Below are 23,936 nucleotides of genomic sequence, written 5' to 3' on the forward strand. Positions count from 1 at the left end.
AGACCAATTATTATAATTTTTTATTTTAATGATTTTGAGAACCTTGCACAACATCAACATAATCTGCAATTTGCGCACACTCTACACCTAAACCTGTAATTTTCGTATAATAATCGGACAATGCGTATTCTTCTTTATTCAACTTCTTCAAATATTTTTGAACCAAAAACAGCTGTAGTAAAAAATTTTCCTTCTTCCGCACAACAGCTGGAATTACTTGCAAAATCTTTTCTAGAACACAGTTTTATAGTTGCAACACAACTTCCTGGAATGTTTCTTTTGGACATGAGTGGCAGCGAAAATTTTCAAAAAGCGAATAACGTCCAATACGAAATCATAAAAAGCGACAACGAGGCAGAAATTGCAGATTTTTTATATTCTCTAAACCCCGAAATTGCAATCGCAGCTACATTTTTCGTAACACCATTCGACTGGCTCACTGCGAAAGACGCCCTCGTTGCAGATTTTTTACGGCAAAAAGGAATAAAAACAGTCTGCCACAGCGTAAAAACCGCGCTTACCTGCTTTGATAAATGGCAAACTCATCAAAAACTCCTCCAGCTAAAAATCAATACGCCAAAAGCCTTGTACATAAACCATGCGCTTTTTATAAATGCAGGAAATCGTAAAACCGTAAAAAGCAACGTTTACAAGACAGCCCTCCTCTCAGAAATCAAAAAGCTCAACTTTCCAGTCGTAATAAAAGATACGACAGGTTTTAGCAGTTACGGAATGGACGTTTTAGAGAATTTTTCACAGGTTCACGACTGGTTAAGGTCAAAAAAATTTACCTCTGACAGAATAGTCGAAGAATTTATAAAAGGAGATCAGTTCGGAACCGAAATTGAATCAATTCTTTCAAAATCTATTCAGCCTAAAAAAAACAACGGCTGCTTTTTACATAAAATTTTGCCACCAATGATTTTCAGCGTAAACAAGTATGGAATCACCTCTCCAAAACAGAGCGTAAAACTCGGACCTCTAACAAATTCTGAATACAAAATAGAAGAATTAAATAAAATTCTAAAAAAAATAGCAGAGTCGCTTGATTTTGAAGGAATCACCCAGGTCGACCTTGTATTCGCTCAAAAAAAATGGTTTGTAATCGAAATAAATCCAAGACTTTCGGGAATGACAGCAAGCTATGCGGCAATGCAAAATATAACAATTTTTGAACGGCTCTTAAAGACCGCAGGAATTCAAAACAAAAACGAACAAAAAGAAAATTTCGTCCTAAACATAAAATTCCCGCTTTTAACAGAAGAGGAAATGAATGAGCTTTCTAAAAAAAGCTTTGTAAAACAAGTCTACCAAACAGAAAACCTTGTGGCAAAACAGGAACGCGAAAAAGGCTATTGCGAAGTAATTTTAACTTCTCCAGCAAAAGAAAATCTAAGTCAGGACATAAAAGAACTTGCCGAAGTTCTGCCACAAAAAACAGAAAAAGTTTTTTTTGAAAACGCCCTTGAACTTGTTAAAAAAATTTAGGTATTTTCAGTTTTTGTCTGCTCAGAAGCAGCTTCTTCAGCTTCAATTTTTTTTGCAGTTTCGTTCCACGCGTCCTTGTCCATAAACTCTGCGTGAATTTTTCCGTCTTTTTCGCCTACAAAAGTTATTCCGTATTTATCGTAATTTTGAATCAGCCAGTCATCGTAGCCAGTCCAATTATCAAAATCCAAAGTCTGTGTCATATTTTTATTATAAAGAAGATAAAGGTAAAAATCAAAAATGAACTCAAAAAAATCGCAATTTTTAAGACAGTTTTTCGCAAAATAAAAAAATTACAAACAAATCAGTCTGGCTGTCTTTTAAAAAACCTGCCCAAAATATCTTTTGATTCGATTACGTTTATAAAAGCATTTGGATCGACAGTGCGCAGATGCTTTTCCAGGCTTCCGCTTTCCGCCGCTGAAACTACCGTATAAACCATTTTGTGAGTTTTTCCAGAATATTCACCTCTTCCTTCAAAAACAGTAGCACCATGATTCGTTAAATTTTTTATTGTAGCATAAATTTCATCACTTTTGTCAGTGATAATTAAAAGCGTGATTTTTGAATATTTTTTGTAAAGCAAAGTCGTAACCTGACTTGAAGCGTACTGAAAAATTATTGAATAAAGAGCTTTATCCCAGCCAACAAGGATTCCTGCGAAAAAAAGAACGATGCAGTTAAAACCAAAAATAAGATTCCAAGCAGACCGTCCCGTTTTTTCTGAAATATAAATTGCAATAAAATCGGTTCCACCAGAGGAACTTTCCGCAAAAAGGCAGAGAACAACAGAAACCGCATTTAAGATTCCTCCAAAAATCGTGCATAAAAGAATATCGTCAGTAAGATGGAGCCAGTCAAAACTAGAAAGAATATCCGTAAAAAGACCGGAAATAAAAATCATCACCACGCTAAAAAAAGTAAATCGTTTTCCGATGAATTTAAAACCAATCCAAACTGGAATAAGATTAAAAGCATAGACCGTAATCGAATACGGAAGGTGAATATTAAAATATTTTAAGAAAATATTCTGCAAAAGCAAGGTGATCCCCGTCAAACCGCCAGGAAACAAATCAGCAGACTGAACAAAAATGACAATGTTCAGAGCCATCAAAAAACCGCCAAAAGCAACAAGCAAAAAGCGTTTTAAATCGCGAAAAAAAACGGACATCGCCTTACTCCAAAAAAGAAAAAATCCTCATTTAGAAATTTGTTTAGATTTTCTGTTAGAAAGTTGCATTTATTATACATTAAAACACGTTTTTTTACAAATGACAGAAACTCTGTAAAATAAAAAAAGCCGAAAACAGAGAAAAAACTGCTTTCGACTTTCATCCTTTTGATTTTTTATTAAACTTAAATTATTCTTGAATATTTTCGCTCCAAATCTTTTATAAGCTTATATTCAAACGAATCTACAAGGGCAATATAAGAAGCTTCGATTACGTCGCTTGCAACGCCCATCGTGCTCCATGAATTTTCTCCGTCGCTAGATTCAATAAGAACGCGAACAGCGCTTGCAGTTGCTTCTTTTCCATCAAGCACACGAACCTTGTAGTCGGTAAGATGAATTTTTGCCACAGCTGGATAAAACTGAACCAAGGCTTTTCGCAAAGCAGTATCCATTGCATTTACAGGTCCGTCACCTTCTCCAGCAGTAATTACTGCAGTACTTTCAACATCAAGTTTTACCTGGGCAAAAGCGCTCTGATCGTCAGAAAACCTCGGAAATTCACCGCTTGTTTTATAATAATGGAGATTAAAGAACGGCTGATATTTTCCCATTGCTTTCCGCACAAGAATTTCAAAACTTGCATCGGCACCTTCAAACTGATAGCCTTCGTGCTCAAGGTCTTTAACACGTTTTACGATTTCGGCAACAACAGGACTATTTTTTGTAAGTGATTTGTCAAATTTCTGCACTTTTTCAACAATCATGCTCTTTCCGGCAACTTCACTCATCAAGAAAACCCTCTCGTTTCCGACAGTTTCTGGCTCAATATGTTCGTATGCAAAAGGATTTTTTATAACTGCGTCAATATGCATTCCTGCTTTATGAGCAAAAGCGCTCGAACCTACAAAAGGCATTCCTGGTTCAAGAGCAATATTTGTAATTTCTGCAATTCTCTTACAAATTGGAGTCAAAAGCTTCATATTTTCCGGAGGAACACATTCAAATCCAAGTTTTAACTGCAAATCGGCAATAATCGTAGAAAGATTTGCATTACCAGTCCGCTCTCCAAATCCAAGAAGAACTCCCTGAACATGAGAAGCGCCGGTTTCAACAGCAATCAAAGAATTTGCAACAGCAAGTCCGCAGTCATTGTGAGTATGAATTCCCACCTCAACCTTTGAGCCAAAACGACTTACTACGGCTTCAACCGCATTTTTACATTCTGACGGCATTGCGCCACCTTTTGTTTCGCAGAGTGAAAGACAAACGGCTCCGCCTTCAACAGCAGCTTCAAGCGATTTTAATGCATATTCTGGATTTACCTTGTAACCAGTAAAAAAATGTTCGGCATCAAAAATTACTTTTTTGTCTTTTGATTTTAAATACGCAACTGTATCCCGAATCATCTCTATATTTTCGTCAAGAGTTGCATGAAGAATATCGGTCACCTGAAAATCCCAAGTTTTTCCAAAAATGCAGACATATTCCGTATCGGCAGATAAAAGGCTCTGCAAATTAACATCTTCTGCACAAGACAAATCCCTGCGTCTTGTAGAACCAAAAGCTACGATTTTAGAATTTTTAAGCTGCAATTTTTTTGCTTCTATAAAAAACTCCATATCTTTAGGATTGCTTCCAGGATTTCCAGCTTCAATAAAAGTTACTCCGAGTTCATCCAAAGCCAAGACAATGTTTATCTTATCCTGAACCGAATAACTTATACCTTCTCCCTGCGAACCATCACGCAATGTTGAATCTAAAATCGAAATCTTTTTTTTATCTGTCATAACGCTATTATGCAAAAAAAATCCTGATTCTTCAAGAACCAGGATTTCAAAGTTTTTCAACATTTTTGGCACAAAACAAGTGCGCTTATTTTACAGCCGCACCAATACGCTCAAGAACCTTCTTACGGTCAAGCGGTTTTACAATATAGTTTTTTGCTCCAAGCAAAAGAGATTTTTTTACAAGTTCCTCTTTTCCAAGAGCCGAAACCATTACAACCTTTGCGTTTTTATCAAAAGCCATAATCTGTTCCAAGGCTGTAATACCGTCCATACGTGGCATTGTAATATCCATTGTAACAAGATCTACGTTTGGACAAAGTTCCTTATACTTATCAACACCGTCTTTTCCATCAACAGCAGTAGCTACGATTTCATAACCTTCAGATGTAAGAATCTGTCCAAGCTGTTTTGCAACGAAGATTGAGTCGTCAACGATAAGCACACGAATTTTTGTACCGTCAACTCTTACGCCTTCTGGCGGACGCTCATTGATTGATGGGAAATCCTGTTTAGTTTTCATGTTGCTGCCTCCTCAATTCTACATACGTTCGCGAATTGCAACGTTAATTTCTACTTTGCCACATTCTGTAATAAGAGGAACAATCAGCGCTTCAACACTGTCTGTCTGTCCACCCAATGCAGCAATTTCCATTTTTTCTCCAGCAAAGAGAGCTGGAGGTGTCAAGTCGAACTTAAATCCCAATTCATGAAGTTTTGTTACTGCCTGGGCAGTAATAAGGTTTGCAAGTTCGCTGATTGTAGCCTTTGCCAAATCATCAAAAGTAGCAAGTGTTTCTCCGTTCATTTTTGAAGCGATGTTCAATGCTGTTTCGTAAGACATATCAAACAGAACACGTCCTTCAACATCTCCAGCAAGACCGACCAAAGCGGCAACTCCCATAACTGGCATTGCGGTCGACTTCAAATATAAGTCACCGCGTTTTACATCTGCACCACCAAGAACTTCTTTTAAAATCTGAAATGAAGTTTCAACGAATGGGTTGATATATTCTACTCTCATAAAATTCTCCCAATTTTATTTATTTTGTAAAAAAGGTTACAGTTCCGTCTTTATGAGCAAGCCACTTGCCCACTCCCTCCAGAGTTTCGTTTTGACCAAGAATAATAACGCCATTGCCCTTAAGCTTTTCATCAAAATCAGTTTCGAGAACTTTTTGAGAAGCCAATGGCAAGAATGAAATCAAATCCCTAGCAAATATAATATCACATACAGGCAAAGAATTTGTATTTGCACAGTCATGATACTCAAACATAATACTATTTTTTATATCAGTTGTAAAAGTGAAATCAGAATTAGCCTTGTTCGTAAGATAAGGAGCATACCAACCGTTTGCGATTTCGGCAGGAACGCTGATTAACGGAGCATTTGAAACATTGAGTAAATCAATATCATGCGCATAAATTCTAATCTTAGCTTCTGGATAGCGCTTTTTTAAGATGCAGGCAAGCGAATAAGTTTCCATTCCTTTTCCACAGCCAGGATTCCAAACAGTAATCTGTTTTGCAGCATTGTCTGGTAAAACCTTAAAAATTGAATCGGCATATTCTTTTGTCCACCAAGTACCTGAACAAGGAGAATAAAAACTTTTTAAGAAAGCATCCGCATCTTCCGCTGTAGAAAGTTGAATTTTATCCTGAGAGCGTTCTTTCTGCCATGCATCAAAACGAGCTTTAAGCCAAGGTTCGTTTATAGCAGAAGCCGTAAATTTTCTCATCTGAGATAAAGATTCAGCAATAAACTTAAGTTCATCGCCAGAGTGCTTTTCAACCTTAGATTCTGCCACAGAAACAGAAGTTTTTTGGTTTTCGGAATTTACAAATTCTTTTTCTGCAGAAGATTTTACGGCAACTTTTGCGTTGTGCGCCATATTAACACGGACATTTTCCTCTTCGATTGCCTGAGCTTCTGTCTTAGAACCAAAAATTCTTTCTATATCAAGAAGAATATAAAGTCTGTTGTTTACTTCAACAACTCCCTGAATGTATTTTATGTTTATATCGCCAAAAAGAGGATGAGGTGGCTGAATTGTTGCTTTTTGAATTCCGACAACTTTGTCAATTACATCTACAACAATTCCAAATGTCTGCTCGCCAATCGAACAGATAAGCATATTTTCCAAAGAATCTTCTTTTCTTTCAGGAACTTCGATATTGAAAAAAAGCCTCAAATCGACAATAGGAATAATATCGCCACGAAGATTGTAAACTCCAAGAACAAAAGGCAATGTATTCGGCACATAGGTAAAACGTCCAGCCTTTGCAATTTCCTTTATTTTCATAATATCAATTGCATAGTCTTTTCCAGCGAGCGAAAAAGTTACCATTTTATAGTCAATCTGAGCAAGTTTTTCTTTTCTTTCTGCAGATTCCCGTTCTGCTTCAGGCACAATACTTGCATAAGCGCCAAGATTCTGGGCAAGAGCAGTATTGATATTTTTTGTTTCTGTCTGATTCTGAATATTTTCGTTAGCCATGATAAACCTCTTTTGCCTTATTCAATAGCCCCATATTCAGAGCGGGCTTCAATTTCCTGACGCACTCCAAGCTCAAGAAGCTGGCTTACATCGATAATAAGAGAAACAGAACCATCACCAAGAATAGAAGCGCCTGCAATTCCCGGAGACTGCGTAAACTGATCACGCAAAGGTTTTATAACCACATCTTCTTCACCAATCAAGGCGTCAACCATAATACCGATTTTTTTGTCTTGAGTACCAACAATTACAACAAAACAATATTCACCATCTTCGGTATTGCGGATGTTAAAGAGCCTGCTAAGACGAAGAACAGAAATTACTTCGTTGCGGACATTCAAAACCTCATAATTGTCGATTGTATTAATTTCGCCACGTTTAATGCGATGGCTTTCAATAACGGATGCAATAGGAATTGAATAAACTTCTCTTCCAACACGCACAAGAAGACCTTGAATAATCGCAAGTGTAAGCGGAAGTCTGATTGAGAATTTTGAACCGCGACCTTTTTCTGTTGTTACGTTTACAGTTCCATTCAATTTATCGATCATTGTCTTTACAACATCAAGACCTACGCCACGACCAGAAACATTTGTAATTTTGTCTGCTGTCGAAAACCCTGGCAAAAATATAAGATTCGCAGCTTCTTGTTCCGAAAGAACTTTATTTGGATGAATAAGTCCTTTTTCTACGGCCTTTTTCCGTACTTTTTCCGCATCGATTCCGCTGCCGTCATCAACAATATCGATGATGATCATGTTTCCTTCGTTCGCAGCTTTTAACAGAACAGTACCAGTTTCGCTCTTTCCTAAAGCCTTTCGCTCTTCTGGAGATTCTATTCCGTGGTCAACAGAATTACGAACACAGTGCATGATAGGATCCATAAGATCGTCAATAACAGTCTTGTCCAGTTCTGTTTCTTCACCTTCAATCTGAAGGTTTACTTTTTTACCTAGATCCTTCTGCAAATCGCGAACAACGCGAGGAAAACGGTCAAAAATCTGACTGATAGGAACCATTCGGATTTTCATTACGCCTTCCTGCAATTCTCCAGCAATACGTCCAAGATTTTGGGTTGCAGAATGGAACTTTGTATTTAAATCCTTAAACTTAGCTTCAAAAGAAGCAAAATATTCAGGAATTTCACCATATTCCTGCATGATATTATTTCTTATGTCTTTTACAGGAACTCCGTTTTGAATTTCTTCCAGATACTGCGGAAGTTGTTCAAACATTTTGCGGATCTTTTCTCTGAATGCAGAATCAAGAGTCTGGAACTGAACAAGCATATCCGACTGCTGTTGTGCGCTTTGGTTAAACGAAGCCTTTGTAATTACGGTTTCAGAAACAAGATTCATTAAAGTATCAATGCGCTTAGAATCAACACGCAAAATTGAACTCTGCTGAGCATGTCCTGAAGCAGGAGCCGCTTTTGTTGAAGGAGAGGCCTTTGCTGGTTGAACAGGAGAATTTTCCGCCATCTGCACTGAAGAAACCTTTTCTTCTTGTTTTGGAGTTTCTGCCGCAGGCTGAACTTGAGCAGTTTTTTCTTCTTTTTGTCCTAGTTGTACAGACGATTCTTTTGCAACTGCATTTTCAAGGCACTGAGCATCAACGCTCAAAGTTACATCATCGAGAAAAGCAATATCCTCGAGCTGCTCCTGTGAATTTGAAGATGCAACATAATAAATAACGTCTTTATGGAATTCATCCTCATAAAGCGCTTCAAAGTCAGGAACAGTCTTTAAAACAGTACCGCAGGCTTTTAAAGCTGCAAAAACCTGAATTCCGCCTACGCTATTCATAGGATTATTTTCATCGAAAACAACACTTATCGACCAAAGTTTCTGACCTGGCTGGCAACTCTGTTTTAGTTCAAGCAATTCAAATTCTGACATATCAACAATTTTTGAAACAGAATCCGACGCCACAGGAACACTCTGAACAGGCGCTGACACAGTTTTTGGAGCCAGTGAAGACTTTTTGCCCTTTCCAGGCTTTTCAGGAATAAACGATTTTATTTTATTTGAAATTTCTTCTACACTTTCGGCATAAACAGAACCATTCTGGCGAGCTTCAAGCATAGCTTTTATAATATCAAGAGAATTTAGAAGAGTATCTACAACATCTTCCGTAACCTGCACACGGTCTGAACGAACTTCATCAAGAAGGTCTTCCATTTTGTGAGCAAATGTAGAAATTTCTGTAAATTCAACTGTCGCAGAATTACCCTTTAATGTATGTGCTGCACGGAAAATTTCATCTATAGCATCATGATTTGCCGGATCATTCTCGATTGCAAGAATATTGCTCTCAAGATTGTCAACCATGAGTTCAGCTTCAGAAAAATAATCTTTTAGCAGTTCTTCGTTGTTAGCGTCAAGAAAATCACTCATAACTAATATTTTAACCTTTAACATCTCAAAGTCAAGCAATAAAATTTTATTAACAAGATGTTTTATAAAATAAAAAATGAATAAAGCCACATATTTTTCTGAGGATAATTTTCGTTTTTTATTAAAGTTCAAACTTTTTTATGCCGATAAGAAAAGGTACGATTATAACTGACGGAGAAAAAGCTATGAAAATGATAAAAAAACTGTCATCAACTGCTATCGCCTTTATTTTTACATTGACAGCGCTCTCTGCTGCCGCTTCATTCAACGGTTACGGAGGTTTGAAGGGCGACTTAAAATCAAAGGAAGATTCCGAATTTTTCGATCCGATAATGAATTTGACAGGATTTTTCCAGGGACAGTTCAATTTTTCAGAAAATTTATTTTTCAACACCGAAATGAGCATTTCGACAGACGACGTAATCGACACAAAACTGACTGAAGACACCCGTGCAGTCTTTTGCTTTGATGAGCTTTCGCTTACATACGTAAAAAATTTTTTAGGAGCAACCCAGTTTTTCAGCATTTTTAAAGGAACATACACTACTTTAGGCGCAAATCAGTTTTTATCGCAGCAATTTGGAATTTCGGCGATCAACAGTTTTATTACAGACAGTTTTTACGGCAACAAGTGCGCTTCTCCATATTCAATAAACGGTTTCGGACTTTCGTATTCAATCCGGCTGAACTCAAGACCGATGGCATTTGCCGGATATTTTTACAAAAACAACGACAATCCAGACAGCCTGAGACAGTTCAACCTCGATTTTCGTTTTGCAACCGTACGCAAATACCTTACATTGGACTTTTTAGGAGGAATCGGTCTTCCTTCAAAAAACAAAGACAAAAACGATAACGACGTAATTCTTCTTGTCGACGAAGTTTATCTTCATTCAGGAATGAATCTTCTTATCGGAAATTACTACACAAGCTCGCTTTTCCTTCAGGCAGGATTTTCTTCGCTTCCTGTAAAAAAGAGCAATGGAAAGATTGAAATTTCTGACGAACAGATTTTTTTACTGGTTGAACCGCGGTTTCATTTAAAAAATTCGCAGTTGCACATTTCTTTCTTTAATATTCCTGCTGGTCAAAACGAAAAAATGGAATTTGCGGACGGAAATTTGGGATTCAACGTAAATATTTTTACAGAAAACTTTTTTATCCGCAACAAAAACATAAAATTCGGATTCAGCACGTCGTTTAGCTACGAAGAACGATATTTAAAAGATTTGCCAAACCTAAAAGATTTTTACAAAGATACCTGTTCTGTAAAAACAAGCCCTTACCTTGTGATTCCTGTTCTCACTGGAGATTTAAGCCTCATGTTCCAGGCGAAATTAAGCGAGTTTCCAGCAGGCAAATGGAAACAAAACATAAACTTTACTTTAGGCTATAAGTCTTATTTTTAAAAACGAACTAAACAATGCACCTTCCAAAACTTAACTTTATCCGTTCAATTTTTAAGGTGCATTTTTAGTTTTAAAGTCTTTGTTTTAGAGTTTTAAAAGCGAAAGTCTTTTGCAGGCTTCTTCAATATCCGCACGATGTCCAAAAGAACTAAATCTTATAAAACTTTCTCCAGCAGGTCCAAAGCCAGAGCCTGGAGTCGTTACAACGTGACATTCATCCAAAATTTTATCAAAAACATCCCAGCTTGCTTTTCCCGGGAATTTTGCCCAGACATAAGGACCATTTCCTGTAAAATAAGCAACAACGCCAGAAGATTTGAAATTTTCTCCTTCGAGAACATTTTTTATAAGACGTCCGTTTTCCAAATAATAGTCAACCTGTGTAGTCATATCTTTTAAGCCCTGTTCGTCGAGAGCAGCAAGACCACCAGCCTGAGCAATGTTGGAAGCGCCGTTAAAAAGAGTTGTCATTACGCGGTTCCAGTCTCTGTTCACGCTTGAACCGTCTTCAAATTTCAACTCGTTTGGAACAACAGACCAGCCTAGGCGAACTCCTGTAAAACCAGCAGGTTTTGAAAAAGAATTTACTTCAATTGCACAAGTTTTAGCGCCAGGAATTTCGTAAATTGTTTTTGGAAGATTTTTATCGCGGATAAAAGCAAAATATGCGGCATCATAAATAATGATGCATCCGTTTTCGTTCGCAAAATCAACAAGTGTTTTAAGTTGCTCTTTTGTTGCAGTAGCACCAGTCGGATTATTTGGAGAACAAAAATAAATTAGAGTGTTTTTGTCAATTTTAGAAAGATCGGGAAAAAAATCGTTTTCTGGCGTACATGGTAGATAAGAAATTCCTTCGTAACCATTTCCGCTATTTTTTCCGGCAGCACCAGCGACAACCGAACCGTCAACATAAACAGGATAAGCAGGGTCTTGAACGGCAACTTTTACTTTTGAGCCAAACAAAGTTTGAATGCGTGCAATATCACATTTTGCACCGTCAGAAATAAAAATTTCACCTGCATCTGCCATTTTTGGATAAAAAACTTCTGCAATTTTTGAGCGAAGAGCAGAATTTCCCTGTTCATCTCCATAACCGGAATATCCTTCAGAAGTTGAAAGAGCAAGAGCATAATCAGACATTGCCTTTGCAATATGCGGAGAAAGAGGCTCTGTTGTATTTCCAATTCCAAGACTGATAATTTTAGCATCTGGATGACCAGCCGCATATTCACGGCGACGACGAGCTACCTCTGGAAAAAGATAGCCTGCTGTAAGATTTGAAAAACCTGTATTTCTTTTAATCATAATAAAATAATTTTAGCGAAGGAACATTCTAATTTCAAGCCAAACAAAATTCCTGTAAAATGTTTGAATTGTATAATTTCCCCAAAAAAACACAGGCTTTGTAAATTTTTAGCCGTTTGAATAACCTTCAGGCCCCTTTACATCTGAAAGGTCTGGTTTTTCGTATTTTCCGCGCCGTACAAATCCTTCATAGTAATAAAAAACTACGCTTTTTACGTTTGCACGAACTTCATCTTTTTCGTCGCGGACAAAAATTTTTACACCAGCATAGACAGTTCCAGAAGCATAGACTTTTCCAATGTTTTTTAACTCGCGAAGATGCGCCAAAATCGTTTCGATTTCTTTGTTGAACTCATCGTTTTCGTTAGTAAGTTCATTTTTGCGGAGTTTATAGCTCTTTAAATTTTCTTCTTTTTCAGCTGGCAAAACCCTGCGGACTTTTTTTGTATTTTCCAATGTTTGAATATTCAATTCAAGCTCATCGATTTCTTTTACAGTTTTTTCCTGCATTTCGCGCAAATCTTCAAGACGATGTTTTGCACGTGGATCGATTCCAACTTCGATTACGGTTTCTGTACCGCCACCAGCAGAACCGATGTTTTTTGCGAGAACGGTTTCTGTTGCAAAAAGATGTCCGCCTGTAATCTGAGCGCGCTTTCCTTGAAGAATAATTCTATGCTGAGCTGAAACTTCGCAGTTCATCAACGAATCCTGAACGATTACGTTTTCTTCAACCTGAACTTTTGAATTCTGTACGAATTTTGCCCAAAGCGAACCGCCACTCAAAATTTCACATTCATCTCTGCCAACAATTCCCTGGCTTACAATAATATCGCCGTCGCTTTCGAGCCTGCTTGCTCCGACAGCACCGTTTACTTCGATATTTCCACTCGCCTTTACATTGTAACCGTCTTCTACGTTTCCGTTTACAATTACAGTTCCGAGGAATGTTACATTTCCAGACTTGATGTTTACACCGTCGATTTCCATAATCGGCTCGACGTTAATCTTATCGTTAATAAGCAGAACCTGTCCGTTGCAGGCTGCAAGAATGGTTCTTCCGTCCGAATCCAGTGTAACATTTTTTCCAAGCGGAAAATTGATGTCTTTTCCGTTTTTTGCTTCAAGATAGCGGCCATAAAGTGTCTTTCCAGCTTTTCCGCGCTCAGGAAGCATTTTTTGCGCAAGTGGCTGACCTTCGACAACGTTTTGAATAAGATTGAGTTCCTTGAAATCAACTTGACCGTTTGCAGCCTCTTTTGCACGGATTTTTGAACGGTCAGTTTCAAAGTTATAGGCAATATATGCATCGCGTCCGTCAACTGGCAATACGGCTTCCGCAACGACAACAGGAACATTGTAAGTCGGTCTGTCAACGAGTGCGGAGATTTTTTCATCGGAAATTCCAGCAACAACGCCCTGCCCTTTTAATGCGGTTTTTATCTGCTCTTCACTGACATCAGCTCCGCCCAAAGCAGGAGGAGTAATCGTACAAGTTGCCTTTAACTCGTCTTTTGTAATATCAATAACGTAAATCGCATCTCCAGCAGGATTTCTTGAATAATGACCAACAGGCTCGTAAATTCCACCTGTTCCTTTTTCTGTATATTTTTTTACGATTTTTTCATCAAAATCTACAGTATCAGAGCGTTTTATATCGTTTATAACATCCGAAAGACTGATACTTTTTCCCTCTCCGACTGGAAGATTTACTTTCAGACAAATCTCTGTTCCAAAACGATGAACAAAATACTCTCCATCCTTGTCAAAATTCTGAATTTCTTCGTCCATGTCCATAAAACTGGCATTCTGAAAATCCTTAATTTTTTCGCTTTTAGATACCGCTTCCGCATTTTGATAAACAGTTATAAACCAAGGACGTTTTGCAATTCCAAAAAATCCGTCAAACCCTTTCTCTTTTATTTCGTATTCAAGATTCGCAACTTTTGTATTCAGTTGAACAGCTGCATCTGCAAGCGCTTCATCAAGAGTATCAGCGTGAACTTCTACGCTTTTTATGCTCTGATCCTTTTTTTGAAGTTCTGCAAGGTCTGAGCGGATTTTTTCAAGAGTAACCATAAATTTCAGGTCCTTAAATTAGATGATTCCTTTACGGAAATTAGTCAATTTCGCCTTTAATCGCAAATTTGCCTTTGTATGCAACTGAGAAATTCTCGATTCGCTTACCTCAAGAACCTGTCCAATTTCCTTAAAAGTCAAATCCTCATGATAGTAAAGAACTATTACCATTTTTTCTTTTTCTGGAAGTTCGTTTATGGCCTGCACAATAACTTTTCTGATTTCTTCGCGTTCAACCTGAACATCGGGATTTAGGCTTGCAGGAGATTCAATTGTATCACCAATTGAAAGATGATCGCTATCGTCTCCAGAACTCCAGACATCGTTTAAGGAAACAATGCTTGACGCGCTGACTTTCATTATAGTCTGATGATATTCGTCCTCAGAAAGATTCAGTTGCTGTGCAATTTCTGCATCTGTTGCAGTACGACCGAGTTTTGATTCAAGTTCGCTGATTGTATCTTCAATTTCGCGGGACTTTTGACGTACAGAGCGCGGAACCCAGTCAAGTTGACGCATTTCATCAAAAATTGCACCGCGAATTCTCGTAACAGCATAAGTCTTAAATTTTACACCCTTTTCCAAATCATATTTACTGATTGCATCAAGAAGTCCAAACTGACCAAAGCCAACAAGGTCATCAAATTCCATGCTTGCAGGAAGACCTACAGAAACTTTTCCAGCGACATATTTCACCAACGGCATATACTGTCGAATCAGTCTATCGCGTAGTTGAGAAGATTTTGTTTTTTTATACTCAGCCCAAAGTTTATCTTCATCGCTGTTGTTGATTATCAACGTCTGCTCTGTACCCATAGCTTCCTGTCTCTTTTTTTAATTTATTTGTCTTTTTCAAGCAGAGTCCGAACAGCCTGCGCCATTACATCTGCATTTTGTGAACCGCTTTCTGTTCCGCCAGAAAAAACAGTTCCGCCAAAACCATTTCTACCAGAAGAAGCAAAATCACTGTCATTTATTATATCACCAGATGAATTATTTTTCACGTCATCTGATAAATCTTCAATTTCCGGCAGTTCATCAATATTTTCAATAGAAGAACCATCGGCAAATGCGTTTACCTTATTTTCAGAATCGCCCACATTAGAAGGAATATCTTTTTTTAAAATTGAATTTTCCGAGGAATTTTGTGGAGCAGAATTGGCTTTTCCGAGATTTTCAAGTCCTGCAGAAACAAATTCAGCCTTTTGACTTTCTTTTTTTACTTCAGAAGCAGAATTTTTTATTTCCGAAGAAGGCTTCTCTTCCACCAAGGATTTTTCATCCGAAGAATCTTGTTTTTTTTCTTCCTGCTGAATTTTTTTTGAATCGTTTCCAGAAAGACCAGGACGGTTATTTTCTACAAAAAATTTCGGACTGGATTCATCATCTTCAAGACCTTCGTCAGTAATCACGATATTTACATTGTCACCAGTTTTCTGTTGCTTAGACTGCGGAGAATCAGGTTCAAAAGAAACGCCTTTTGAATCATCTGCCAAAAATTTGGAGAAAAGGAAGGAAATTGCAAACGAAAGAACTGAAAAAACTGCTGCAAAAATCAGCGACCTGAGCAAAATAGCCGGAACTGGATTTTTTGCAATCATTCCAGTAAGAAATGACAAAACAAAACCGCAAACGGCTACAAAACCGATGATTTTTTTGTTCATCATTACCTCCTCCCTTATAAAAGATTAAGACAAAAATTGCACAAGGTCAAGATTTTAAACTTTTTGTTAATTCCTGCAAGATTTTTTTTCATCAACTGCTGGACTTATTTTTTCCTAAGAAACTTCTTAAGAAAACTCGAGACGCCGTCGCTTGTACCAAGATCTGTTTTTTCAATGCGACCGACAATGTGTTTTATACACTGGGCCGGTTTTGAAGTTGGATTTACAATCATAAACGGTTTTTGGCGGATTACAGACGCAGAAACAACCGAATCATCATAAACAAAGCCGATGTAATCAACCTTGTAATTCAAAAACTGTCCGACAATTGTAATTATTCTGTCAGAAATTTTCTTTCCTTCTTCTGCGGAGTGAACCCTATTTACCAAAAGTTTTATATTTATATTTCTTTCGCCAAGTTCCGTAGTGATAATTTTTATCATTCCATAAGCGTCGGTGATTGCCGTAGGTTCAGGAGTTGTGACAACATAAACTTCGTCTGCCGCTGCAACAAACTGCAAAACGTTATTGGCAATTCCAGCTCCTGTATCAATTATGATAATATCCGCATTTCCAAGCTGGGCAAATTGCTTTGCAAAATAATCAAGTTCTTCAACAGAAAGATTTGCGATTTTTGAAAAACCGTTTGCTCCGGCAATAAATTTAATTCCAACTTCCGTATCGAGAATTATTTCCGACATTGTTTTCTGACGGTTTATAACCTGCATAAGATTATACTGAGGAACAACATTCAAGAGAACGTTTACGTTTGCCATGCCAAGGTCACCGTCAATAAGAATAACTTTCTTTCCAAGCTGGGCATAGGCAATCGCCATATTGACAGCCATATTTGTTTTTCCAACGCCGCCTTTTCCGCTCGTAATGGCAATAATTCGAGTTTTGTGAGATGATGATTCATCCTTTTTCTGTGTTGATGAAGGCGTGTTTCCCATCAATTCACGCAATTCTTCAGCCTGGTCTTCCATAATTATTCATCCTCCGGAAACATGTCATCAATATAAACTTTACTAACCGTAAAATCTGAAAGTCTGTATAAAAACTCTCTGACAGAAGCTTTTTTTATGTCATTCGGAACTTTCTGACCGTCCGTTATATAAGCGATTGTCTTGTTTGATTCGTACAAAACGCTCAGAACATTTCCATACGAAGTCGTTTCGTCACATTTTGTGATTATAACTGAATTGAAATTAAAAAGTGAAAAATTTTCAATTGTTTTCTTTAAATCCCGCGCCTTTGTCGAAGCCGCAACAACCAGATAAGTATCCAGAGAAAATCCCTGAAGATTTAAAATATTCCGCATTTTTGCAATATTATCGTAGTCGTTCGGGCTAAATCCTGAAGTGTCAATAAAAATATAGTCCGTGCTGTCCTTGCATTCCTGAATTATATCATTTAAATCAACAGGAGATTCCGCCTTGTCAACGCGAACATGCATAAGTTCACCGAATTTGCGCAATTGAGCTTCTGCTCCAACACGGGTATGGTCAATCGTAATAAGACGCACATTCGGCAAAGGCTCGCCCTTCTTTTTTGCATCGAGAATGAGTTTTGCCGCCATTTTGCTGATTGTCGTTGTTTTTCCAAGACCAGTCGGTCCGACAAGGACAATTATATGAGGAATTTTGTAATAAACTTCCGGAGCAACTTTTATCGACCGGCCGATCCAGCCGACCACTTTTTCCTGAATCTGCTCAAAATCATTTAAATCTTCAAGAGTCGATTCATTTTTCAACTTAGAAGAAATCATATTTATAAACGCGTGAGTAAATTCGTTGTCTTCGAGCAGTTTTTCAATTTTTACGATTGAGGGATGTTTTTTTTCGACAGAAGTAATTTTCAAATCTTCAATCTGACTATTCATCTGCGCCATCATGCCTGTAAGTTCGTTGTATTGCTTTACGACAAGTTTTGAATAATCCATTTTTGAATTTTTTATAATGCTTTCTTTTGCAGTCGAAAAATCTTCCTGCTCAGAATGTCCCCTGTCTTTTACGACAAAAGAAACTTTTATGCAATTTTTTTTCTGAAAAAAACCAAGAAATCCGCCCTGAAGGACTGTCTGCTGGTCAATAATCCGATAGTTGTTTCCGTATTCCTGCCAAAGTCTATTTCTTATTTCATCGACAGATTTTCCAGTCATTGTCAAAGTTGTCGGTGTGTATTCGCTGCTATTCACTTATTTCTCCCAAAATTTCAAGATTTACTGAATTCCCAGCTGCAAGAACTTCGTCTACAGAAAGAACTACTACGGTTCCTGGAAAATCTCTTTCAATCAGCTGATAAACAAGTTGCCTGACATCGGGAGTTGGTGCAAGAATTATAGGCAAAATATTTCTGTCCCGTAAAGGTATAATATTTGAACTGACCGCATTTTTGAAATTTCTTGAATCAACTGGATCAAATGCAACTACAGGTGCAGAACCGTCATTCTGTGAAACTATATGGTCTATAATCTTTTGTGCCCATCCCTGGCTCAATTGAATGACACTGAGTTTTTTCTGCTCATCATTAGGATCCACATACTGAAGACAAATCTGAAGTCCAAGCGCCTCACGGACTTTTCCAATCAAAAAGAACGGATTGTGCGGCATGTTTCCGTAGTTTGCAAGCGTTTCCAAAATCGAAACAATATTGCGAATAGACACACGTTCCCGAAGAAGTCCCTGAAGAATTTTTTCGATTTCGCCATAAGTATACTTATATGTATCCATAACTTCTTCAACGACAACAGGATTAGTTTCTTTTATTTTTGTAATTATCGCGCTGACTTCCTGTCTTCCCAAAATTTCAGCGGCATGAGAGCGGATAATTTCGGTCATGTGGGTTGCAATTATCATAGGAGGATCGATTACTGAATAACCGTTTCGTTCGGCTTCCAGACGGCGATCTTCACCAATCCATATTGCTGGTATTCCAAAAGTTGGATCTCTTGTCGGTTCGCCTTTTATCTCTTCGATTACAGAACCTGTATTAAGGCACATGTAATATCCGATTTTTAATTTTCCACGGCCAGCTTCAATTCCACGGATTTTAAAACTGTATTCCTGAGGGTCGAGAGTAAGGTTGTCGATGATTCTGATTCGAGGAACTACAAGACCAAGGTCAATTGCAGCCTCGCGGCGGATTCGCGTAATTCTCTCAAGGAGTTCTGCGCCTTTTTCTTTATTGACCAAATCAAGCAAGGCAACTCCCAGTTCAAGGCAGAGAGGATCGAGGGGAACAACAGGACTGAGCTCTTCAGAATTTTGAGAAGATTGAGCTCCTGCTTTTTTTGCCGCTTCTTCTTCCAGTTTTTTTGCAAAAGAAAGCTTTTCCTGTTTCTGCATTTTATAGCCAAAAAAGATAAGCAAAGCGCCCATGCCGATAAGAATAACGACAAGAAGAGGCGTTGTGTGAAAAACAATAGCCATTGCAGCAAGAATTCCGCCTGAAATCATATAGACAGAACTGCTTATATTAAACTGCTTTTTAATTTCTTCTCCTAAAACTTCGTCAGAATTACCACCAGTTACAAGAATACCAGTCGCAACAGAAATCAAAAGAGACGGAAGCTGGCTCAAAAGACCGTCGCCAATAGTAAGCTGAGGAAAAGTTGCAATCGCTGAGCTAAAATCCATACCCTTTTTTATCATTGCATAAAGAACGCCACCAACCAAGTTTATCAGCGTAATAAAAATTCCGGCCTTTACGTTTCCGCTTACAAATTTTGAGGAACCGTCCATTGCAGAATAAAAGTCGCATTCACGCTGAATATCCGCTTTTTTCTGCCTTGCCTGTTCGTCCGTAATTGAACCAGAATTCAATTCAGAATCAACAGCAAACATTTTTGAATTCATGGAATCTAGGGCAAAACGAGCCTGAACTTCAGAAACACGCCCAGCTCCCTTTGTAATTACAACAACCTGAATAATGATGATGATTAAAAATATTATAAACCCGATAACAGGCTGACCTTTTGCTACAACGTTTGCAAATGATTTTATCATCGCTCCGTCAAAAGATTTAAAACCAACATGTCCATGAGTAAGGATATAACGGGTTGAACAGACATTGAGTGCAAGACCAAAAACCGTCACAAAAAGAACTACACGGGGAAAAGAAGACAACCTTGAAGCCTTCGGGGTATATAAAACGACAAGAAAGATGATTATGGAAATCGCAATGTTTACAATCATCAAAAAGTCGAGAACTGCTCCGCTTACAGGCATTAACAGCATAAAAACAATAAGGACGCCGGCAAATGCGATAAAAGAATTTGAAATTTTCGTCTGTTTAAAAAAATTGCTTAAACGGTTAGCCACTCCCCACCCCTGGTTGACTTACTACTTTTTTCTATTGAGATAATTTATTTGTGCATAAACGATTGAAATCGCTTTTATATATGTGTCAGGAATTATATCACCAACTTCAACATTTGAATAGAGTGCGCGCGCCAAAGGAACGTTTTCAACCCTCGGAATTCCGTTTTCATCGGCCAAGTCGCGTATCCTTTTTGCAGTCAAATCCGCACCTTTTGCATTGACAATCGGGCGGTCTGTTTTTGCAGCATCATATTTTAAGGCGACTGAATAATGGGTCGGGTTTGTAATTACGACATCGCTTTCCGCAACCGCCTTCGGCAGATTTCTGGTTAAAAGCTCACGCTGAGCCTGCTGAAGTTTTCCTTTTACTTCAGGATCTCCTTCCTCTTCTTTAAATTCCTGCTTTACTTCCTGTTTTGTCATTTTTAAGCGTTCCAAAAATTCACGTTTTTGCATAAAATAATCAGGAATCGAAATTGCAAGAAAAATTATCGAGCAGAAAGCAAGGATCTGAGCCGCGCATTTTCCGATAAGCCCAGAAGCCATTCTTATAGAACTAGTATTTAAAAGTGCAAGAATATCCGCCACATTCATTCTTATAACGATCACAGCCGTTATGATTACAGCAGCAATCTTTACAAGAGATTTTACGATATTCATGGCACCTGCAAGCGAGAATACAGTCTTTTTTAAATACTGACCAATTCGCGGAACAATGTTTGAAAACTTAAATTCAATAGGCTTTAGCGAAAAAATAAAACCCCGGTTTTGAATAAGGTTTCCAGCAATTCCTGCAATAACTCCACAAAAAGCAAGCGGAAGAACCATTTTTGCAAAATTCACTAAAAAAAATACAAAAAACTGTGAAGATTCAATATTAGCATTCGCGCATTTTGTAAAATAATAAACAAGAATTTGCTCACATACTCTCAGATAATGAGGAGCCGCAACAATCAGCGCAACAACGCACATAATCATTACGATTGCGCTCGTAAGTTCCTGGCTTTTTGCAACGCGACCTTCTTCCCGCTCACGCCTTAAACGAGTTTCTGTCGCATCTTCTGTGCGCCCTTCATCTTCTGCTGCAAACCACTGAAGGTCAATTTCATCAAAACTCACTACTAGCCTCCAGAACTTCTAAAAAACGCAAAAAGCGATTCCAAAACAGAAAAACCGCTAGCAAATGACGAAATAAAATAATCGCAAAGACTGCCCATAAGACTCATAATTATAAAAAAAGAAAGCAAAATTAAAACAGGAAAACCTTCAGAAAGGAGGTTCATCTGAGGAGCTGCTTTTCCCAAAATGCCTGTCGTAATAGAAACAAGAAGAAGAATTCCCATAATAGGCAAAGCGATTACAAAAGCGCAAGCAAAAAGTCTTGTGAGCGACGAAAGCAAAAATGTAATTATCTCCTGTCTTCCAGCCGCCATCACGATATTCATAGCATTCATTGTTTGAAAACTCGCAACAAGACCTTTTCCAAAAAGAAGTTGCGCCCAATGCTCCTGCAAAAAAATCAGCATTGCTATTAAATTAAAAAACTGCCCCATAAGAGGATTTTCAACCTGACTCAACGCATCATAAACTTCGGAAGCTGAAAATCCCATCTGAAAAGCAAAAAACTGTCCCGCTGTGCTAAAAGCGCTGAAAATTATGCTTACAAAAAAGCCGGTAATTACACCAATCAGAGCTTCTCCAACAAGAATCAGTATATAATCAATCGAAAAAGCGACATTTTCTGCAATGTACGGAAGATAAATTTTTGTATCTATATGAGGAAAAATCAAATACGCCATATATCCAGTCAAAGCAATCTTTGCAATACGAGAAATTGTCCGCATAGAAAAGAGAGGCATTGTCATAATCAAGGCAAAACACCTGACTGCCACAAGCAAAAAAAAAGGTGCCTGCCATACAATCTGCTCAAGCATATTTTATTTTCCGTTTATTGCGCTAGTTTTGGAATCATATCAAAAAGGTTTAAAGTATATCCGCGCAGAGAAGCAAACATCCAGCCGCCAAGAAGAGCGAGCATTGCAAGAATTACAAGCATTTTAGGAAGAAAAGTCAAAGTCTGTTCCTGAATTGATGTCGTAGCCTGAAAAATTGCAACGATAAGACCGATGATAAGAGCCGCCCCCAAAATCGGAGAAGTCATAATAAAAACCTGGTAAACCGCGTTCCGAACAAGGCCTACTAAAAATCCAATACTCATTTTTTACCTCTCGTTACCAAAATCAATGCTGCAAAACAGAAACAAAAAGCTGCTGAGTCAAAAGCCCCCAGCCATCGACAAGAACAAAAAGCATAAGCTTAAAAGGCATTGAAATCTGGACAGGCGGCAACATCATCATACCCATACTCATAAGAATACTTGCAACCACCATGTCGATTACAATAAATGGAATATAAAGAATAATTCCTATTTTGAAGGCAACTGTAAGTTCATGCAGAATATAAGACGGAACAAGAACATACATCGGAACATCATCAAGTGTTTTTGGAGCATCAAGTTTTGCAATTCCCATAAATGTCTGGATATACGAAGTATCGTTAAACATCTGCGAATACATAAAATTTTTAAGCGGTTTTTCTGCTTCGCGGTAGGCCTGCTCAATTGTCAGCTGACCGTCGCTCAAAGGCTTAAAAGAAGATGAATAAACTTTCTGAAAAACAGGCCACATCACAAAAAGCGTCATAAAAAGCGCAATTCCATTCAAAACAGAAGTCGGTGGAACCTGCTGGAGAGAAAGAGCGCGCTTTATAAAATCAAGGACAATGGAAAATCTCAAAAAACATGTCATCAGAATCAAAATGCTCGGAGCAAGCGAAAGAATCGTAAGCAGAAGCAAAAGCTGAAGATTAAAAGCCAACTGAGTTCCAGTACGCGGCTGAGTGATGTTTATATCGATATTTGGAAAAGTAAGTCCGCGCACAGATTGATTCATCTGTGTAGTTCCCTGTGCAGAGCCAGACGGAAAATTTCTGTTTTGAGAAGCCTGGGAAGCAACTGGCAACACACAAAACGAAAGAAGAAGTCCAAAAAAACAAAGTTTAAAAAGCCATTTTTTTCTAAAATACAGCAACGCTTTTTTCATAAATTTTCCACTTATCACTTATATTATTACTTTTTTGTATAAAATTTAAAACATATTAAGAATTTTCTGAATTAAATTTTTCCATCTGTTTTTTTAGCTCATCTGCGGAATTTGACGAAGAATTTTCGTAAATGCTTGTTTCTGGTTCTTTGCTTGAGCCAGGCATAAAAATATCAAGAATTTCGCGGAACGAGCGTGGCTTTGAAACTTTTTCGTTTTTATCTGCATAAAGATTCATAGCATTGATGAGTTCTTTGTCCTCGATTTTTCCAATTAGGCTGATTTTTTCATCACTTACACCGATTAAAAATGCATTGTCCTGCAAAGTTATTACTTGAACTGATTTTCCTGGACTTAATGTCAAATGGCTTACTTTTCGCAAAAAAGGGTCGTTATCATTTTCTGTTTTTATGCCCTTTTTAAGAAAATGAAAAATTCCCCAGGCGATTCCAACGACAACCGCCAGAGCAAAAATCATTTTTATAAAAAGCCACAAGGTTGAACCTGAACCAGACTGTCTTTCATTTTGCCGCTGAGAAGATGACAGATTAAGCTGAATTTGAGAAGGATCTGTATTTATGCTGAAATTCTGAGTTTGCTGAGCATTTTGAGCCTGAGAATTATCCTGCGCAAAAGTTTTTAAATTTCCCGCAAAAAAAAGAATGGTTGCAAAAAATACAGTAAAGATAATTGATTTTTTCATTTTTCCACCC

Annotated in this window: 21 protein-coding genes; 2 read left to right on the top strand and 19 right to left on the bottom strand. The window is 37.8% G+C overall.

The annotated features are described in order from the left end of the window. The first annotated feature begins 120 nt into the window (after positions 1-120). Entirely contained in the window at positions 121-1,488 is a 1,368-nt protein-coding gene (locus ACT6XC_RS01315; protein ID WP_443740540.1) for an ATP-grasp domain-containing protein, read from the top strand. On the opposite strand, the gene ACT6XC_RS01320 is transcribed toward ACT6XC_RS01315, so the two are convergent. The 7 genes from ACT6XC_RS01320 to ACT6XC_RS01350 form a co-directional block, all read right to left on the bottom strand. Continuing rightward, positions 1,485-1,691 (bottom strand): hypothetical protein, encoded by a 207-nt coding sequence (locus ACT6XC_RS01320; RefSeq protein ID WP_443737111.1) that lies wholly within the window; start codon positions 1,689-1,691, stop codon positions 1,485-1,487. The two genes, ACT6XC_RS01315 and ACT6XC_RS01320, sit on opposite strands and share 4 nt — an antisense overlap. 101 nt (positions 1,692-1,792) lie before the next feature. Beyond that, positions 1,793-2,659, bottom strand: coding sequence for a YitT family protein (locus tag ACT6XC_RS01325; protein ID WP_443740541.1), 867 nt, complete (start codon positions 2,657-2,659; stop codon positions 1,793-1,795). Between the two features lie 185 nt (positions 2,660-2,844). Beyond that, positions 2,845-4,512: a citramalate synthase gene (gene cimA / locus ACT6XC_RS01330; protein ID WP_443740542.1), complete on the bottom strand. Its 1,668-nt coding sequence runs from the start codon at positions 4,510-4,512 to the stop codon at positions 2,845-2,847. 22 nt (positions 4,513-4,534) lie between these two features. After that, on the bottom strand, positions 4,535-4,969 hold the full coding sequence (locus ACT6XC_RS01335; protein ID WP_078929899.1) for a response regulator: 435 nt from the start codon (positions 4,967-4,969) through the stop codon (positions 4,535-4,537). Positions 4,970-4,987: 18 nt separating this feature from the next. Beyond that, complete coding sequence (locus ACT6XC_RS01340; RefSeq protein ID WP_078929897.1) at positions 4,988-5,470, bottom strand: chemotaxis protein CheX; 483 nt, start codon at positions 5,468-5,470, stop codon at positions 4,988-4,990. 19 nt (positions 5,471-5,489) lie between these two features. After that, entirely contained in the window at positions 5,490-6,944 is a 1,455-nt protein-coding gene (locus ACT6XC_RS01345; RefSeq protein WP_443737114.1) for a CheR family methyltransferase, read from the bottom strand. 17 nt (positions 6,945-6,961) lie between these two features. Further along, positions 6,962-9,340: a chemotaxis protein CheW gene (locus ACT6XC_RS01350; RefSeq protein WP_443740543.1), complete on the bottom strand. Its 2,379-nt coding sequence runs from the start codon at positions 9,338-9,340 to the stop codon at positions 6,962-6,964. Positions 9,341-9,525: 185 nt separating this feature from the next. Between ACT6XC_RS01350 and ACT6XC_RS01355 the strand changes: the two genes are divergently transcribed. Then, positions 9,526-10,749, top strand: coding sequence for a hypothetical protein (locus ACT6XC_RS01355; protein WP_443740544.1), 1,224 nt, complete (start codon positions 9,526-9,528; stop codon positions 10,747-10,749). An 84-nt stretch (positions 10,750-10,833) separates the two neighbouring features. Here the strand turns inward: ACT6XC_RS01355 and ACT6XC_RS01360 are convergent, their stop codons facing one another. The 12 genes from ACT6XC_RS01360 to ACT6XC_RS01415 form a co-directional block, all read right to left on the bottom strand. After that, positions 10,834-12,057, bottom strand: a complete 1,224-nt coding sequence (locus tag ACT6XC_RS01360; RefSeq protein WP_443737117.1) for an LL-diaminopimelate aminotransferase — start codon at positions 12,055-12,057, stop codon at positions 10,834-10,836. 108 nt (positions 12,058-12,165) lie between these two features. Next, positions 12,166-14,136 carry a FapA family protein gene (locus ACT6XC_RS01365; protein WP_443740545.1) on the bottom strand — a complete coding sequence of 657 codons (1,971 nt, stop codon included), beginning with the start codon at positions 14,134-14,136 and terminating at the stop codon, positions 12,166-12,168. A gap of 18 nt (positions 14,137-14,154) precedes the next feature. After that, positions 14,155-14,952 (bottom strand): RNA polymerase sigma factor WhiG, encoded by a 798-nt coding sequence (whiG, locus tag ACT6XC_RS01370; protein ID WP_273065187.1) that lies wholly within the window; start codon positions 14,950-14,952, stop codon positions 14,155-14,157. 23 nt (positions 14,953-14,975) lie between these two features. Beyond that, complete coding sequence (locus tag ACT6XC_RS01375) at positions 14,976-15,803, bottom strand: hypothetical protein (protein WP_443740546.1); 828 nt, start codon at positions 15,801-15,803, stop codon at positions 14,976-14,978. A gap of 101 nt (positions 15,804-15,904) precedes the next feature. After that, on the bottom strand, positions 15,905-16,786 hold the full coding sequence (locus ACT6XC_RS01380) for a MinD/ParA family protein (RefSeq protein WP_443737120.1): 882 nt from the start codon (positions 16,784-16,786) through the stop codon (positions 15,905-15,907). A 2-nt stretch (positions 16,787-16,788) separates the two neighbouring features. After that, positions 16,789-17,997, bottom strand: coding sequence for a hypothetical protein (locus ACT6XC_RS01385; RefSeq protein ID WP_443740547.1), 1,209 nt, complete (start codon positions 17,995-17,997; stop codon positions 16,789-16,791). Beyond that, positions 17,990-20,122 carry a flagellar biosynthesis protein FlhA gene (locus ACT6XC_RS01390; RefSeq protein WP_443737122.1) on the bottom strand — a complete coding sequence of 711 codons (2,133 nt, stop codon included), beginning with the start codon at positions 20,120-20,122 and terminating at the stop codon, positions 17,990-17,992. The genes ACT6XC_RS01385 and ACT6XC_RS01390 overlap by 8 nt, the downstream gene beginning before the upstream one ends. A gap of 21 nt (positions 20,123-20,143) precedes the next feature. Then, positions 20,144-21,241, bottom strand: coding sequence for an EscU/YscU/HrcU family type III secretion system export apparatus switch protein (locus ACT6XC_RS01395; protein ID WP_443737123.1), 1,098 nt, complete (start codon positions 21,239-21,241; stop codon positions 20,144-20,146). Positions 21,242-21,243: 2 nt separating this feature from the next. After that, the gene (gene fliR, locus ACT6XC_RS01400; protein WP_443740548.1) at positions 21,244-22,056 is read right to left on the bottom strand and encodes a flagellar biosynthetic protein FliR; all 813 of its coding nucleotides are present in this window, start codon (positions 22,054-22,056) and stop codon (positions 21,244-21,246) included. A 14-nt stretch (positions 22,057-22,070) separates the two neighbouring features. Further along, positions 22,071-22,340: a flagellar biosynthesis protein FliQ gene (fliQ, locus tag ACT6XC_RS01405; protein ID WP_273065197.1), complete on the bottom strand. Its 270-nt coding sequence runs from the start codon at positions 22,338-22,340 to the stop codon at positions 22,071-22,073. A gap of 22 nt (positions 22,341-22,362) precedes the next feature. Continuing rightward, positions 22,363-23,223, bottom strand: coding sequence for a flagellar type III secretion system pore protein FliP (fliP, locus tag ACT6XC_RS01410; RefSeq protein ID WP_443740549.1), 861 nt, complete (start codon positions 23,221-23,223; stop codon positions 22,363-22,365). A gap of 55 nt (positions 23,224-23,278) precedes the next feature. Then, positions 23,279-23,926 (bottom strand): FliO/MopB family protein, encoded by a 648-nt coding sequence (locus tag ACT6XC_RS01415; RefSeq protein ID WP_443740550.1) that lies wholly within the window; start codon positions 23,924-23,926, stop codon positions 23,279-23,281. Positions 23,927-23,936 lie beyond the last annotated feature (10 nt).

The sequence above is a fragment of the Treponema berlinense genome (assembly GCF_052273165.1).
GTDB lineage: Bacteria > Spirochaetota > Spirochaetia > Treponematales > Treponemataceae > Treponema_D > Treponema_D berlinense_A.

Coding starts and splice junctions, on each gene's coding strand:
- ACT6XC_RS01315 (WP_443740540.1), top strand. CDS start 121: ATGCGTATTCTTCTTTATTCAACTTCTTCAAATATTTTTGAACCAAAA.
- ACT6XC_RS01320 (WP_443737111.1), bottom strand. CDS start 1,691: ATGACACAGACTTTGGATTTTGATAATTGGACTGGCTACGATGACTGG.
- ACT6XC_RS01325 (WP_443740541.1), bottom strand. CDS start 2,659: ATGTCCGTTTTTTTTCGCGATTTAAAACGCTTTTTGCTTGTTGCTTTT.
- cimA (WP_443740542.1), bottom strand. CDS start 4,512: ATGTTGAAAAACTTTGAAATCCTGGTTCTTGAAGAATCAGGATTTTTT.
- ACT6XC_RS01335 (WP_078929899.1), bottom strand. CDS start 4,969: ATGAAAACTAAACAGGATTTCCCATCAATCAATGAGCGTCCGCCAGAA.
- ACT6XC_RS01340 (WP_078929897.1), bottom strand. CDS start 5,470: ATGAGAGTAGAATATATCAACCCATTCGTTGAAACTTCATTTCAGATT.
- ACT6XC_RS01345 (WP_443737114.1), bottom strand. CDS start 6,944: ATGGCTAACGAAAATATTCAGAATCAGACAGAAACAAAAAATATCAAT.
- ACT6XC_RS01350 (WP_443740543.1), bottom strand. CDS start 9,340: ATGAGTGATTTTCTTGACGCTAACAACGAAGAACTGCTAAAAGATTAT.
- ACT6XC_RS01355 (WP_443740544.1), top strand. CDS start 9,526: ATGAAAATGATAAAAAAACTGTCATCAACTGCTATCGCCTTTATTTTT.
- ACT6XC_RS01360 (WP_443737117.1), bottom strand. CDS start 12,057: ATGATTAAAAGAAATACAGGTTTTTCAAATCTTACAGCAGGCTATCTT.
- ACT6XC_RS01365 (WP_443740545.1), bottom strand. CDS start 14,136: ATGGTTACTCTTGAAAAAATCCGCTCAGACCTTGCAGAACTTCAAAAA.
- whiG (WP_273065187.1), bottom strand. CDS start 14,952: ATGGGTACAGAGCAGACGTTGATAATCAACAACAGCGATGAAGATAAA.
- ACT6XC_RS01375 (WP_443740546.1), bottom strand. CDS start 15,803: ATGATGAACAAAAAAATCATCGGTTTTGTAGCCGTTTGCGGTTTTGTT.
- ACT6XC_RS01380 (WP_443737120.1), bottom strand. CDS start 16,786: ATGGAAGACCAGGCTGAAGAATTGCGTGAATTGATGGGAAACACGCCT.
- fliR (WP_443740548.1), bottom strand. CDS start 22,056: ATGCTTGAGCAGATTGTATGGCAGGCACCTTTTTTTTTGCTTGTGGCA.
- fliQ (WP_273065197.1), bottom strand. CDS start 22,340: ATGAGTATTGGATTTTTAGTAGGCCTTGTTCGGAACGCGGTTTACCAG.
- fliP (WP_443740549.1), bottom strand. CDS start 23,223: ATGAAAAAAGCGTTGCTGTATTTTAGAAAAAAATGGCTTTTTAAACTT.
- ACT6XC_RS01415 (WP_443740550.1), bottom strand. CDS start 23,926: ATGAAAAAATCAATTATCTTTACTGTATTTTTTGCAACCATTCTTTTT.